The sequence below is a fragment of the Bacillus cereus group sp. MYBK30-2 genome (assembly GCF_051915945.1).
In the GTDB taxonomy this organism is placed as follows: domain Bacteria; phylum Bacillota; class Bacilli; order Bacillales; family Bacillaceae_G; genus Bacillus_A; species Bacillus_A paramycoides.
In genome coordinates, this window is record NZ_JBQAFR010000001.1 from 800616 (window position 1) to 814985 (window position 14370).

The following is a 14370-nucleotide window of genomic DNA, read 5'->3' on the forward strand; positions in this document are numbered from 1 at the left end:
TTCTTAGCTTGATGGACATAGGGCGTGGATCCCTACTATCACTTTTTTTACCTTGTAAATATATGTTCCATACTATAAAATTCTAATAGTATTTATTTTTTCTGAAAAATCAAAAAACAAAATATGAACTTTATTGTATAATGTTGTAAAAAGATGTCGGAGGGATTTAATGTTAAATAAAATATCTCAATTCACAATAAAACTTTCATCAATTCTTTTATCACTCTTACTATTACTAAATTTACCTTATTTATTTATCACTCAACAGGGATTCACTTTTCAACCAATTCATTTTTTTAATCAGATCGTTACTATGTTAAAACAGGTTTTCTCACCTGAATCATTAGTGGTTATAGGATCAGACCCGAAATTTGGTCATTTCAAAAAGACACCATTATTTCCAACGGTTTTAGAACCTTACCTATATTCATTTACTGTATTATTTATAGCCTTTTTTCTTGCGCTCTTTCTATCATCTAGTATGGCATTTTTTTATTTTTTAGCAAAAGATTATATAAAAAAATGGATAAACCGAATTGTGTTCATATTAGAAGCTATCCCAGATATGATGATGATGATTTGTTTGCAAATATTTTTCATATGGGTACTTCAGAAATTCGGGGAATCTCCTGTCACCATTATTTCTTTTAATGAAAATCGAGCTTATTTACTCCCTATTTTATCTTTAGCAGTCTTACCTACATTACAAATGTTTCGGATGATGGTGTTATACATAAAAGAAGAACATGGAAAACATTACGTAGAGGTTGCATATGGAAAAGGACTTTCATCAAGTTATATACTATGCATTCATTTATTCAAAAATATATCTATCCACTTCTTTCACCATTTAAAAACGATTTTTGTTTTCTTACTTTCTAACTTATTCATTTTAGAATTTGTTTTTAATATGGAAGGCATTATTCAATTTTTATTTAAGAAGGCGTTTATTTCACCTCCAGCTGCATTTATCATACTTGTTATGATTATTTTACCGTTTTATGCCATTTTTCAAATAATCTCATTCATGATGAATAGATGGCAAAAGCAATTGAAAGGAGCAGCATTATGAAATCTATTTGGAAATCAAAACGATTTTTAATCGGCTTTACTTATCTATTCATACTTGTTTCAGCTAGTTTTATTTATAGTTGGTTCTTTAAAGATAACATCCCAAAACCTCCTCAGTTACTTTACAATGACAATAACGAATTACTTGGAAAGGCCCCCTTTCCGCCATCGTTAATGCCGCCTTTTGGATCTGATCGTTTTGGAGAGTCTGTTTTCTTACAAATTGTAGAAGGAGCAAAATTCACCATTTTATTAGCCGTGGCAATTAGCTTCTTTCGAATTTTATGCGGAACATGTATAGGAATCCTCTTAAGTTTATACGCTCCAAAATTCAAGAGATTTTTCCAGGCATGCTCAGAAGTTTTTTATTATATCCCAACTCTATTTATCGCATTCATACTCATCACGCCCGTTAATATTGTAATTACATCAAATGCTGATAGATTAGATCCAAATATTTCATTTACGTTTTATCAAGTTCTCGTACTTATTTTCGTCGCTCTGCCTACACTTTCTTTATATATCTCCTCAGAGGTTGATGAATTTATGAAACGAGATTACATTTTAAGTTCACAATTACTGGGTGCTAGCCGTTTTCATATTATCAAAAAACACTTACGAGTCTTATTACTTGATCGCGTATTTGTGTTATTTATGGAACATATCGTCCAAACACTCATACTCGTTATCCATTTAGCGTTGCTTAACATTGTAATTGGCGGGATACAAATGCGAGAACTGAATGATGGAGAGTTCAAACCTGTTTCTCTTTCTAATGATTGGGCAGGCCTTATTGGATTAAATCGTTATGAAATGAATCTGTCATGGTGGATTATTTTTTATACTCTCGTTTCATTCTTTATTACGATTCTATTTATTAAGCTTATGACAATCGGGATTCAAGATGCACTGAAAGCAAGAGATTCGCAAGCTGTATCAATTCAATCCGTTCCAGATCAAAAAAAATTTGTTAAACATAAAGATTCTTTTTCGTTTGCAAATAAAGTGAACTTTTAATCATGTCTCATCAATCAAGTATTAATTGGCATTGATATTAGTAGAATATAAAGAAGATGATCCCTATTGAATACAGGGATCATCTTTTTTATGCCGTCTAACTTTTTTAAATGTCCTTTGCTAGACTCATGCTTTTTATATTTAAAATGAATTATTTACAATCACAATTATTCTGTTTAAAATCAATTACCATTCGCCCCTGAATCCTACCTTGTTCCATTTCTTCGAATACATCTTGTACTTCATCTAGTGGACAAGTTTGAACAACCGGCACTACTTTGCCTTCTGCACCGAACATAAATGCCTCCTCTAGGTCCTTACGAGTACCAACTAGAGAACCAACTACTTCAATTCCGTCTAGTACAAGTCGTGGAATGTTTAAGTCCATAGTTTCTACTGGTAAACCTACCGCAACTACTTTACCGCAAGCACGTACTGCATCAACTGCTGAGTTGAAGGCTACTTTAGAAACTGCTGTTACTACAGCAGCATAAGCGCCACCAAACGCATCTTGAACAATCTTATCAGCAGGACCTTGAGTAATTGGATTGATAGTCATATCGGCACCAACCTCTTTTGCTAAGGCTAATTTGTCGTCATTGATATCTACTGCAATTACCTTTGCACCAAATACATTCTTAGCATATTGGATAGCTAGGTTACCTAATCCACCACAACCATAGATTACGATAGGTTGACCAGGTTTAATGTCTGATACTTTAATAGCTTTATATGTAGTCACACCTGCACATGTAATTGATGATGCTTGAGCAGGATCTAATCCTTCTGGCACTTTCACCGCATAATCAGCTGTAACAATACATTGTTCAGCCATACCACCATCTACTGTATAACCAGCATTCTTAACTTCACGACAGAATGTCTCTCTACCAGTTACGCAATATTCACAACGTCCACAAGATTGGAACATCCATGCAATACTTACACGGTCACCAACCTTAAGTGAAGTAACATCATCAGCAATTTTAGTAACAATACCTACACCCTCATGACCAAGGATGCGGCCATCCGTGTTACCAAAATCATGATTCGCAACGTGTAAGTCAGTGTGGCAAACTCCACAATACTCTACATCTACTAGCGCTTCGCCTGAGCGTAACGGGCGTAATTCTTTTTCAATAACTTCAATGTTTGCTTTGCTGTTTTTATTAACCACTACTGCTTTCATATGTGATCTCCCCTTTAGTGTTTTAGAATTTTAATGAGTTCATCTCACAACTTCTGTCTTCACTGTTTTGGCTAATTATTGTACCAAATTTAAGTGTTCAATCATCATTACATGTTCATCATAACATTTAATTTTACAAACATATTTTGAAATATTGAACAATATTTGAATTATTACATAAATCGTTTTTGATGTATTTAAAGAAAAAAACTGAAATTTTTATTCAGAATTTTATCATATCCACTCTTGGATTTATCAGGCTATTCTTAGGATTTCAAATGTGTGAGTTAAAAGGTGGTGAATTGAAACATCCTCTCCATAAGAGAAACCCTTTATATATTTTGTAATCGAATCTACTACTGAAAGTAAACCTCGTTCCTCTAGTTGTAATATTGCTGTACAAGTAAACGCTTTTGTTAATGATCCAATTCGAAATTTTGTATCAATAGTATGAGGAATATTATATGTGAAATTCGCTGTTCCAAATGCTTCGCTTAATAATATTTCATCATTCTTTGCAATAAGTACTGTACCATTAAAATAACTAGCCTCAGCTAAACTTGACATATACCTCTGTAACAGAGCCTTTTCTTTCATATGTCCCTCCTAAATAGCTCCATGTTTCACCGCATATAAAGCCGCTTGTGTGCGGTCATCTACTTCCAATTTAGCCAATACGTTAGAAACATGTGTTTTCACAGTCTGTTCTGTAATATGAAGCTCTGCAGCAATCTCCTTGTTACTTCTTCCTTTCGCAATTTCACGAAGTACTTCTTGCTCCCTTTTCGTTAACATCGAAAAAGGATTCTCTTTTTCTTTCTTGACTGCCGAACGTCCTAATAGCGCAGGTGTTACTTTCGGATGAAAATTCGTATTCCCTTGATATACCGCAATAATTGACGCAACAAGTTGCTCTGGCTGCACTTCTTTTAATTGATAACCATCTGCCCCAGCTTCTAATGCTGGTAAAACATAATCTTGTTCTGAAAAACTACTTAACATAAGAATTTTTATTGTCTTATCATATTGTTTTATACGTTTTGTCGCTTCAATACCGTCCATTTTAGGCATTGATAAATCCATTAATACTAGATCTGGCTTTTCTTTTTGAACAAATGTTAGTGCCTCTTCACCATTTTCTGCTTCTCCAATTATTTCAAATTCCTCTCTCGATTTCAAAAAAAATACGAGTCCCCTTCGAACGATATGATGATCTTCTACTAGTAGCAATTTAATCTTCACCAGACTTCTCCCTTTCAAACCGGTAATTGAATTTCTATTTTCGTCCCCTTTTCCGGCTCTGTTTTTATTCGAAATGATCCTCTCATTAACTGAATGCGTTCCCTCATATTTTTCAAGCCAAGTGCTGACTCTCTTACTTGTTCCTGCACAAATCCTATTCCATCATCTTCTATGTAAAAATATAAATTATTATTTTCTACTTTTAAATGAACACATATTTTTTCACATGAAGCATGTTTTTTACAATTATGTAGCGCTTCTTGACTAATACGCCATAAAACTTCTTCTATTTCATCTCCAATTGAAACCATCCCATCAATTCGAACTTCCACTTGAATTCCTAATAGCTTTCCATAATTTTGAATCGCTTCTACTAAACCTTTTTCTAACCCTTCAGGACGTAATTGCCAAATTAATAACGTCATCTCTTGTAATGCTTCTTGCGATAATTCTCCAATATAACTCAACATCTCCTGAAGCTCTCCATCTTTCGTCATATTAAGAGTGCCTTTAGCTGTTAGCATAATAGAAAATAGCAATTGTTTAACTGAGTCATGTAGGTCACGTGCAAGCCGATTTCTTTCAGCTACAACTACATATTTTCGTTCTTTCTCAACTAACTGAATACGTTGTATCGTTGTTCCAATTTGAAATGCGATCGATTCTAATAACGCTAATTCTTCCTCTGAAAAATGTGTTTTATGAGGCGAGGCCACATTTAATAGACCGAATTTCTCTGATCCAGAACGTAAAGGAATTGTCGCGTGGTGTGTAATGTCTTCTGTCTCACCCCAATTACATTCAATCGCATCTTCAATACGTTTACATTCAATAATATTTGTCGCTTTTTCCAATCTCCCATTCACAAAACGTTCTACGCACCAACAGTCACCTTCACACATCGGCTTTTTTTCTTGCCACGTAAGAGCTGGCGGTAAGTTTTGGTCTACAAGCATACGATGTGTCCCTTTTTCATCAATAAAAAATATCCACCCTGTTTGTAAATTCATAACTTGTAATAATGTATGTAAAACTTTTTCTAACATTTCCTGCAAGTTTGTTGCTTCATTTAGTAATTCAGCAATTTTTTTTAATGCTTCTAAACGTTGCATATCTTTTTCGTCAAAGTTCATTCTCATCACCAACTACCATTATAACATTAAGAAATTTCTAAATTCTACAAATAACAAAAGAGCACAATTCTTGTTGCAGAATTGCGCCCAAGTGCTGAAGTTAATTTTTCGGGATGTATTATGACCCCTAAGGCTCATCGAAATCTATCGGCCTAAAAACCCGAATTGTACCCTTAATTTCCAATCACGCTTCATGAATTGACCTAGGATCTCCAACCAACTAGTTTTCTTTACCAGTCTGGTGAAGCTGATTCCCATGGATTTCCTGTAATTTTTCGGTATGAACGTACATGTTCGCTGCTGGCATTTGCACTTGATTTTTATGGAACATAGACATTAATTCAAATCTCACTTGTCTAGAAGTTTCAAAATAATCTTCTGGTTTAATCAAACCTGTAATACAAAATTCATATCCAACATATTTAAGGCTAGGATTTAAGTCTGTGACACCAACATATTTAAATGGTTCAACAGCCTCGTCCTCTACTCTATAAAGACTTTGATCCAATTTTTCATTACAAATAACACATACTTCTTCAAGCAATTCCTTAACTCTTGTAGGATCTTCCTGATAACTTACAGTTATTCGTTCAATTACTCGCATCCATCCTTTATTAAAATTTTGTATCGTTCTAATCTCTCCATGTGGTATGGTAAGAAGTTTTCCTGACCATTCACGAATTTGCATAAAACGAATACTAATTTCCTCAATAGTTCCTGAATTTGTTCCGTTAAAAGTAACAAAATCGCCAACTCGAAACTCTTTGTCCGCTAATCTTGCAAAGCCTAATATTAAATCTTTTAGCATCTGTTGTGCAGCAAAACCGATGACAACTCCCGCTATCCCTGCACCTGCAATAATACTTTTTATATCTACAAATTGACTAATTAAATATATGATAAGACTGATGATAATTATATATCTAAAAATAGATCGAATTACACTTTGAATCGTCTGTTCTACTTCTTCATCAAAAAAGCTTGATTTTCTAAAAAACCAATCAATACCGCGGTTTATGACAAAAGAGATAATCATAAGAACTAAAGCAAATAGTAAAAACCTTAATAGTAAAAACTCCCTTACATAATTAAAAAATTCTTCCGTATACGTTAATAAACTCATCCATCCACTTCCTTACTACTGAAAATTTCATGCAGAGCTGATTTATTATTAATTCTTTTTAATCCTCTCAAATTTTTCTAAGAACATCTGACATCCTGATTTCAAATATCGCTTTCCTTACTTATGTATTTTACTTTTTCATTCCCTATTCATCTTCAAAAATATATCCCTTTAATTAACGATTCTTAATCAATCTTTCAATTCAGATGTCCTTTTCACTATAAATATACCCTTTTTAACCGTTAAAAGGAATAAATTCACATGACATCGAATATTTCATTTTGTAATTTAAAATCTTATTATTCGTGGAGGGCACAAACGATGGGATATATTGAGGAACTAAGAGAAGTTGTTGGATCACGACCACTTAATTTAGCAGGAGTTGCTGTAGCTGTATTAAATGAACAAGGACAAATCTTACTCCAACAAAGACGAAATGGCATTTGGGGTGTTCCTGGTGGATTTGTTGAACTTGGTGAGTCAACAGAAGAAGCTGGGAGACGAGAAGTGCTCGAAGAAACAGGTATTGAAATAGGTACACTTCAGTTAGTAAGTGTATTTTCAGGTAAAGAATTTTTTGTTAAATTACCGAACGGAGATGAATTTTACCCTATAACAATCGCTTACCTTTGCAAAGACATTAAAGGCGGCTTGCTTAAAGCAGATGGAGTTGAATCATTACATGTACAATTTTTTGATTTAAACCAACTACCAGAAAACATTAGTCCGTTCATCAAAAAGTTAATTCAGCAGCAAGTCGTCACTATTTGAATCTAAAAAAGAGACCTTTTTAAAAGGTCTCTTTTTTACTTCACTTCAGCATTTAAACAAGACTTAAAATGTCCAAGTGCAAATGTATGTCCTTGTTCATTAAATGATGCTACTGCCTTTTCATAAACAACAATTTGGAATCCTTTATTATAAGCATCTACTGCTGTATGCAGAACACAAATGTCTGTACATACACCTACAAGATGTACTTCCTCAATTCCTCTTTCTCTAAGCTTCATCTCTAAATCTGTTCCTGCAAAAGCACTGTAACGTGTTTTATCCATGTAATATACATTCTCAGCGTTTTTATACTTTTCGTATACATCTTGTAATTCACCAAACAAGTCTCTTCCATTTGTACCTGCTATATTATGAGGAGGGAATAACTTCGCTTCCGGATGATGTACATCATTTTCTTCATGTTTATCGATTGCAAACACTACGTAATCTCCATTTTCAATATATTGCTTCGTTATATGTACAATTTCTTTCTCAATTTCTTGACCTGGTTTCCCGCAAGTTAAAGCACCTTTTTCAGCTACAAAATCGTATGTATAATCGATATTAATAAGAGCTCGTTTCATAACTACTATCTCTCCTTCTTCTGTTTCACAGTAAACAATAGAAAATTTGTTATTATGACATCGTATGTACTATTCGACATTTCAAATGAAATACCTACATTTTTCTTGCAAAACTTATCTTAATCCAAGTTTATCATAAAACAAATAAATTATGACAAAACATACTGTTCCTATTAGCATGTCATGGATTTGATAATTCAACGTAATTTGAGTAACCTCTTGTATAGTAAACCAAATTACTGACATCATCATACTAATCAAGGCGATACGAACAAACCGATTCACATCTTCAAACCCTTTCTCCATCATAGTAGTAACAAGTGATTTCTTACTACTTATTCGTACTAGAAAACGAATCAAATTATTCACTATTACATCCTTCAATCCAAACAAAAAAGCACACTACTTTTTGAGTAATGTACTTTTTATCCATATTAAGACGCAGGCTTCGTTTCAAACGTCGCTTGATTAAAGCTAATGACTCTTCCTTTCGGGTCATTGTTTTCAAACTGAACTGCGGTAATCGTATGACTACCTGTCTCAAGCATCTTTTCTTTTAATTGTACTGTTGTCTGTGTTGTACTAGTAACTTGATGTTTATCTGCAAACATTTGATCTACAAATACAAATGTTTCTTTATCATTTTGAAAATTAGAAAGTTCTAATTCAACTTGCTGAATTAAAGTATCCTTTTTTATGAATACAGTTGGTATATTGCCATTTTCAGAAGTACCATCTGGTGTAATTACTTTTACTTTTCCTTCTCCAACTGGAATTGCGCCTTCAGGAAATACGACCATATTCTCATCACTTGCATTTACAACTTGTTCTTCCTGATTTGACTGTGCATCCTCTTTTTCCTTTGGAGCACCACAGCCTACTAATAACAATACAGACAATCCAGCGATTATGAATTTCTTCAAAATTCATCCCCCCTGTTATTTCGTTATAATTTATTATACAAAAATAACTTCTTGATTTTAAAACAAGTTTTTAACACTTTCATGAACAAATATTAGCTTGCTCACGATTACTGTACCATACTTTCATTTTAAGAACATTAATTTTTTTAAAGAAATAAATAGAAATTCCATCTTACCCATCATTTTAGCCCAATTCACCAGAAAAATATCCGTTCAAAATAAAAAGACATTGTTCTTTCAATGTCTTTTCTACGTAGCATTTAAAAAATAAATGTTGTAATCGCATCTACTTCTTTTCGCGAAAGTTTCTTCGGCTTATCTTTCGGAAACCCGAGTGAAATTACCATATTAATTTGTTTTTCAGGCTCAATTTGTAAATATTGTCGCAGTCCATCTTGAGCTAATAATACAGGTCCTGTCATTGGACAAGTACCAAGTCCCCTCGCATGTGCAGCCAACATTAAATTTTGTGCTGCTAGACAGCTACTTTTAATCCCTTCCTCTTCCCACACTGAATCAGGAACGAAAGCAATTGGATCAAATATCTTTTCACGAAACTTTGACTCGTATGGTGTTGCCAAGCATACGATTAATACTGGCGCTTCAGAAAAGGCAGTTGCATAAGGTCCAAATGAACGTGTTAATAATTTACCTGCTTTTTCTTCTCCATTTTCTGCCGCTTTTTCCGCAAGTTTATGTAACGAATCCCATGTCATTTGTTCAATCTCTTTAATTTTATCTCGATTCATGATGACCAAGAACTCCCACGTCTGCGAGTTAGTATCACTTGGTGCATATCTAGCACAATCAATAATTTCTTTTATATCACTAATAGCTACTTCTTGTTCTGTAAACTTTCTAACACTACGTCTTCCGTGAATTACTTCCTTAAAATCTTCATAATTCATATATTAAATCCCCTTTTACAGCGTTTTCAAAACTTGTCCTACACTTGAATTATATCATGAAAAAAAGCTGGAAGAATACCAGCTTCTTTTCCTAATACTTAATTTGTTACTTTAAAAGAGACAATACTTTCTTCATAAGCTGCTTGTAATTTTTTTGTAATATTACCTCTCTCTCCACTTCCAAACTGCTCATCACCAATTTGAACAACCGGGAATATCTCAAGAGGTGTCGCTGTAAAGAAGCATTCGTCAGCCTCGTATACTTCTTGTAATGAGAATTCACGCTCTTCTACTTCAATATGTAAAGCTTTCGCTAATGTAATAACATAGTAACGAGTAATACCATGTAGAATGAAATTATCAGCCGGATGTGTAATCAACTTATTATTTTTCACCATAAAGAAATTCGAATGACACCCTTCTGTTACAATTCCATCACGTACTAATATCGCTTCTTGATACCCTTGCTCGTTTATTTTATTTTTAATCATAATATTAGGAAGAAGGTTTAAAGATTTTATATGACAAAACTTCCACCGTATATCCTCTTCCACCGTTACTTTTATTCCTGTTTCCATTGTAGCAATTGGTCTTGGAAACGAAACGATATTCGCAAAATATGTCGGTTGTAGATCTTGTTCATACACATGATTTCGCACTTGAGCCCCTCGTGATATTTGAAGGTACACATTCCCATCCTCTTGAAATTGATTTTTTTCAATCATTTGATGAAGTTCCTCGACTAGCTCTTCCTTTGTAAAAGGTGGAACAATTTTAATTTCCTTCATAGATTTAAAAAAGCGTTCCAAATGTAAGTCTAATAAATGAGGCTTCCCATCGTATAGCCTGAATACCTCATATATCCCATCACCAAATTGGAGCCCTCGCTCTTCTAACGCAACCATTGGCTGTTCTTCCTTCGTATTTACAATTCTCCCGTTAAACAAAATCCAATCTTTATGAGTAGCTTTCATTCATTCCCACTCCTTTATTCCATGATTGGTTTTATTGTACAACTTATACACGATCAAAAGAAGGAATTTTCTGTATTTAATTAAATAAAAAAGGAATTGTTATTCCGGACCATACTACATACAAAACCCTCCATCTTATCATCTCACTAATAAGATGGATGATTACTCAATTTCACTTTCAATATTGATTATATTTAATATATGATGGGTCATTATACACCCATTGTCCATTCCCTAAATCTAACCATCCGTTACTTTCCTAATATACGACATAAGATTCTGGCGAATTTAGTTGACGAATAACTGAAAAAGACGTTGATGGACCACTTCGTGAACTACCCACCACTTAGTATCTCTTACGAGCTTACTTGAAGTGGGGGCTTCTCGGTTAATCGTTACTTTTGATAGCTAACGAATTCGTCTTAGGACAGCCGAGCTAACCCCCTTGTTCCAAAGGTTATTTTATTGCTATTTACGCTAACGCTAATAAGCGGATGGCTTCCTTTTTGATATTGATAGCTGCGTATAGTCACGACTTATTGTTAGTCCACAAGAACACTCATACGTACGTTCAGATAGTGACATTTCTTTTCTGTTTCCACAACGACTACACATCTTTGTAGAAGGAAACCACTTATCTATTTTTACAAGCTGTTTTCCTTGTTCTTGTAGCTTATATGCTAAAAATGTCGTGAACATCCTCCAACCGTTGTCCGCAACACTTTTACCAAAGCGAAGTGCTCGTGACATTCCTTTCATATGTAAGTCTTCTATTGCTACAACATCAAAATGAGTAGCCAATTCTTTAGACTTATGATGAAGGAAATTCTTACGTTGATTTGCGACCTTTTCATGCAACTTAGCGACACGAACGCGTTGTTTATTCCAACGCTCTGAACCTTTCACACGTCTTGCTAATACTCGTTGTGCGTTTGCTAATCGGTCTAACATCTGACGATAAAAGCGAGGATAATTGGCTTTCTCATCTTCGCTACTCACGTACAATTCAGCCATTGCAAAGTCTAATCCAACCACACTTTCCACTTCTTTTTGAACGATTTCCTTTTCATATGCAGTCAAGACAGACACGTAATACTTACCAGTTGGTGTCATTGAAATCGTGCATGATTTAATAATATGGTTTTGCGGTATCTCTCTATGTTGCTTCAGTCGCACCATTTTCAGTTTCGGAAATTTGATATAACCATGAAATAACATAATATTTCCGTTTACCATATTCGTTGTATATGATTTTCTACTTTTTCTACTTTTGAATGTAGGAAAATCACTTTGACCACTAAAAAAATTCTTATACGCGGTTTGCAAGTTTAGTTGAGCGTTTGCCAACGCTAATGAATCGACTTCTTTCAACCATTCATACTCTGCTTTGTATTTCGCAGGGGTAGGGAATTTTTGTTTCTTAAGTTCTTCCTTGTTCTCTTTGTACTTTTCGTATACTTCTTTTTGTTCAGCCAGCATCTTGTTATACACAAAGCGTACACACCCGAAAGTTTTACGTATCAGATAGGCTTGTTCTTCTGTTGGATACAGATGGAATTTGTACGCCTTATTATGCTTTTTCATATCAGTTCATCTCACTTTTCGCCTTGATTTCCCATAAACTGTTTTACCTTATCTATGGCGAACCACCAAAGGTGATAACACAACATGAACACTGCGCTATTATTATCTAATTTCATTGTTATACCAAACTTTACCTCTTATAAGACTGATTATATCAGAGGTGAAATAAATAGAAAAAACAATTTTTTTGGCTACACCAAACCGAAATTCATCTCCCACCTACCGTTGGACTATTGTCCTTCACAACGCTTGAGGAAGGAGACTTCTTTCGGATAATGCGTTAAATTTACATTTTTCCCAAGGATATAAGCAATCCCCTTCGTTTGTGGTGTCGGCTGTGGGTTTAGGGTTGTGGATTTGGAGGATTCGGATTTGGAGCTACTCCCAAAATAGCTGCTATTCCGTTTGCATATGCTTGACTTAGATCTTCAATAAATTGTGGATTTTTCAATAAATTCGCATCAAACGTTGTATCAATAAAAGCAGTTTCTGTTAATACTGCATCCATTGCAGTCTCTCTAAGTACTGCATAATTTACTTTTTTGGCTCCTCGATCACGAAGACCGTGTTTTGTTAATACAGGATTAATTGCCGCATGAATTTTTTGTTGCTTGGCATATGCCGAACTACTATTAGATAACGCTTTGTATATATAACTTTCAAAACCAGTGCCACCACCACTATTAATATGAAATGAGATAAAATAGTCTGCACCAAAGGAATTAGCAATATTAGCACGTTCTGATAAAGAGATAAACACATCACTATCACGTGTCATTTTAATAGTAATTGGGTAATTTGCAGTTAAAATATCTCGAACACGTCTAGCAATTTGAAGTGTTAACTCTTTTTCCACTAAACCATTACCAACAGCCCCCGAATCATATCCACCGTGCCCTGCATCTATAACCAACTTCATATAACTTTTTCGTTCCTTTCTTTAATGTAATAAGCTTATATTTCTACTCGTCCTATTTTATGTTACTTGTACAAGTTCCGTTACAAATACAAATAAAAACCGCCTTATGTAAGGCGGTTTTTATCGCTTTGCTTTAACCAATTTAAAATGAATATGTACGATTGATAGTGGATGTAACGTATGCAAAATAAAATAAATAAAAGAACTATCCCAACGCCGCTATATAGCAAACCAAACTTCAAAAAGATGTTCAAAAGAGGTGGAAAATGAGTTATGTTTTGTAATACAAATAGCATACAAAACAAAATTAAAAACACGGGGATAAATTGTAATTCATACGGTCTTCTCTTCTTATACATTCTTTTTCGAATAAACATCTGGCATAGTTCCGCTACTATAAAACACCCTCCAACTAATACAAGCCCAGAAGTCATTGTCATACGTTCACCTGCCTTTTATTCATTTCATCACGTAATAAATATTCGTTACATTTGCTTTATATATACTCCATTTTCCTCAATAAAACCAGATCCCTCTATGAAAGACTTAGCTCGTTCTGTTAATTTCTCTTGTAATACTTTTATCTCTTTCACATTTCTATGTTTCATCATTTCTTCAAATGTAAAATACGTATTCGTTCCATATCCATAACCTTGATAATCAAAATGGATAATTAGCTGAGATAAAATAGCACTCTCTTCTTGAACACTATAATCTATTACACCGATATATGTATCATCAACTTTTACACAGTACTGAACCTTTTCCACACTTAAACTGTGCGAGCGAAACATTTCTTTAACAACGCTTTCATTTTCTATATTTACTTTCTCAAACGTAATCATATGTTGTACATCCTTTTACTATTATTGTATCAATTAAAAGTGCTATTTATGAAAAAAACCTTAAGACCAAATGCGATCTTAAGGTTT

At 34.0% G+C, this 14370-nt stretch carries 15 protein-coding genes and 3 pseudogenes; 3 read left to right on the forward strand and 15 right to left on the reverse strand.

The genetic code is table 11. The features are described 5' to 3' along the window. Window positions 1-169 precede the first annotated feature (169 nt). Entirely contained in the window at window positions 170-1072 is a 903-nt protein-coding gene (locus ACTFQM_RS04180; protein ID WP_098306850.1) for an ABC transporter permease subunit, read from the forward strand. Then, entirely contained in the window at window positions 1069-2088 is a 1020-nt protein-coding gene (locus tag ACTFQM_RS04185) for an ABC transporter permease (protein ID WP_440033539.1), read from the forward strand. Before ACTFQM_RS04180 ends, ACTFQM_RS04185 begins: the two co-directional genes overlap by 4 nt. A gap of 151 nt (window positions 2089-2239) precedes the next feature. Here ACTFQM_RS04185 and adhP read toward each other — a convergent pair whose 3' ends face one another. From adhP to ACTFQM_RS04210, 5 genes are all read right to left on the reverse strand, one after another. Continuing rightward, window positions 2240-3277 carry an alcohol dehydrogenase AdhP gene (adhP, locus tag ACTFQM_RS04190; protein WP_440033540.1) on the reverse strand — a complete coding sequence of 346 codons (1038 nt, stop codon included), beginning with the start codon at window positions 3275-3277 and terminating at the stop codon, window positions 2240-2242. Between the two features lie 255 nt (window positions 3278-3532). Next, window positions 3533-3874, reverse strand: coding sequence for a serine hydrolase domain-containing protein (locus ACTFQM_RS04195; protein WP_440033541.1), 342 nt, complete (start codon window positions 3872-3874; stop codon window positions 3533-3535). Window positions 3875-3883: 9 nt separating this feature from the next. Further along, the gene (locus tag ACTFQM_RS04200) at window positions 3884-4519 is read right to left on the reverse strand and encodes a response regulator (RefSeq protein WP_440033542.1); all 636 of its coding nucleotides are present in this window, start codon (window positions 4517-4519) and stop codon (window positions 3884-3886) included. 14 nt (window positions 4520-4533) lie between these two features. After that, complete coding sequence (locus ACTFQM_RS04205) at window positions 4534-5631, reverse strand: GAF domain-containing sensor histidine kinase (RefSeq protein WP_244158170.1); 1098 nt, start codon at window positions 5629-5631, stop codon at window positions 4534-4536. 241 nt (window positions 5632-5872) lie between these two features. Then, window positions 5873-6775 carry a mechanosensitive ion channel family protein gene (locus tag ACTFQM_RS04210; RefSeq protein ID WP_440033543.1) on the reverse strand — a complete coding sequence of 301 codons (903 nt, stop codon included), beginning with the start codon at window positions 6773-6775 and terminating at the stop codon, window positions 5873-5875. A gap of 321 nt (window positions 6776-7096) precedes the next feature. Here ACTFQM_RS04210 and ACTFQM_RS04215 point away from each other — a divergent pair, with 321 nt between their 5' ends. Continuing rightward, on the forward strand, window positions 7097-7546 hold the full coding sequence (locus ACTFQM_RS04215; protein ID WP_440033544.1) for an NUDIX hydrolase: 450 nt from the start codon (window positions 7097-7099) through the stop codon (window positions 7544-7546). Between the two features lie 35 nt (window positions 7547-7581). Here the strand turns inward: ACTFQM_RS04215 and ACTFQM_RS04220 are convergent, their stop codons facing one another. The 10 genes and pseudogenes from ACTFQM_RS04220 to ACTFQM_RS04265 form a co-directional block, all read right to left on the reverse strand. Further along, window positions 7582-8130 (reverse strand): cysteine hydrolase family protein, encoded by a 549-nt coding sequence (locus ACTFQM_RS04220; RefSeq protein WP_440033545.1) that lies wholly within the window; start codon window positions 8128-8130, stop codon window positions 7582-7584. A gap of 114 nt (window positions 8131-8244) precedes the next feature. Next, entirely contained in the window at window positions 8245-8499 is a 255-nt protein-coding gene (locus ACTFQM_RS04225; protein WP_440034382.1) for a hypothetical protein, read from the reverse strand. Between the two features lie 65 nt (window positions 8500-8564). Continuing rightward, the gene (locus tag ACTFQM_RS04230) at window positions 8565-9053 is read right to left on the reverse strand and encodes a hypothetical protein (protein ID WP_440033546.1); all 489 of its coding nucleotides are present in this window, start codon (window positions 9051-9053) and stop codon (window positions 8565-8567) included. Between the two features lie 260 nt (window positions 9054-9313). Beyond that, window positions 9314-9961, reverse strand: a complete 648-nt coding sequence (locus ACTFQM_RS04235) for a nitroreductase family protein (RefSeq protein WP_440033547.1) — start codon at window positions 9959-9961, stop codon at window positions 9314-9316. A gap of 98 nt (window positions 9962-10059) precedes the next feature. After that, complete coding sequence (dat, locus tag ACTFQM_RS04240) at window positions 10060-10935, reverse strand: D-amino-acid transaminase (RefSeq protein ID WP_098306868.1); 876 nt, start codon at window positions 10933-10935, stop codon at window positions 10060-10062. Between the two features lie 190 nt (window positions 10936-11125). After that, a pseudogene (locus ACTFQM_RS04245) lies at window positions 11126-11266 on the reverse strand (N-acetylmuramoyl-L-alanine amidase); the annotation flags it as partial. A gap of 141 nt (window positions 11267-11407) precedes the next feature. Beyond that, window positions 11408-12519 (reverse strand): annotated as a pseudogene (locus ACTFQM_RS04250) (RNA-guided endonuclease TnpB family protein). A 245-nt stretch (window positions 12520-12764) separates the two neighbouring features. Continuing rightward, a pseudogene (locus tag ACTFQM_RS04255) lies at window positions 12765-13438 on the reverse strand (N-acetylmuramoyl-L-alanine amidase); the annotation flags it as partial. A gap of 104 nt (window positions 13439-13542) precedes the next feature. After that, window positions 13543-13878, reverse strand: coding sequence for a hypothetical protein (locus tag ACTFQM_RS04260; protein ID WP_082182996.1), 336 nt, complete (start codon window positions 13876-13878; stop codon window positions 13543-13545). A 45-nt stretch (window positions 13879-13923) separates the two neighbouring features. Then, on the reverse strand, window positions 13924-14283 hold the full coding sequence (locus ACTFQM_RS04265; RefSeq protein ID WP_048372370.1) for a GNAT family N-acetyltransferase: 360 nt from the start codon (window positions 14281-14283) through the stop codon (window positions 13924-13926). Window positions 14284-14370 lie beyond the last annotated feature (87 nt).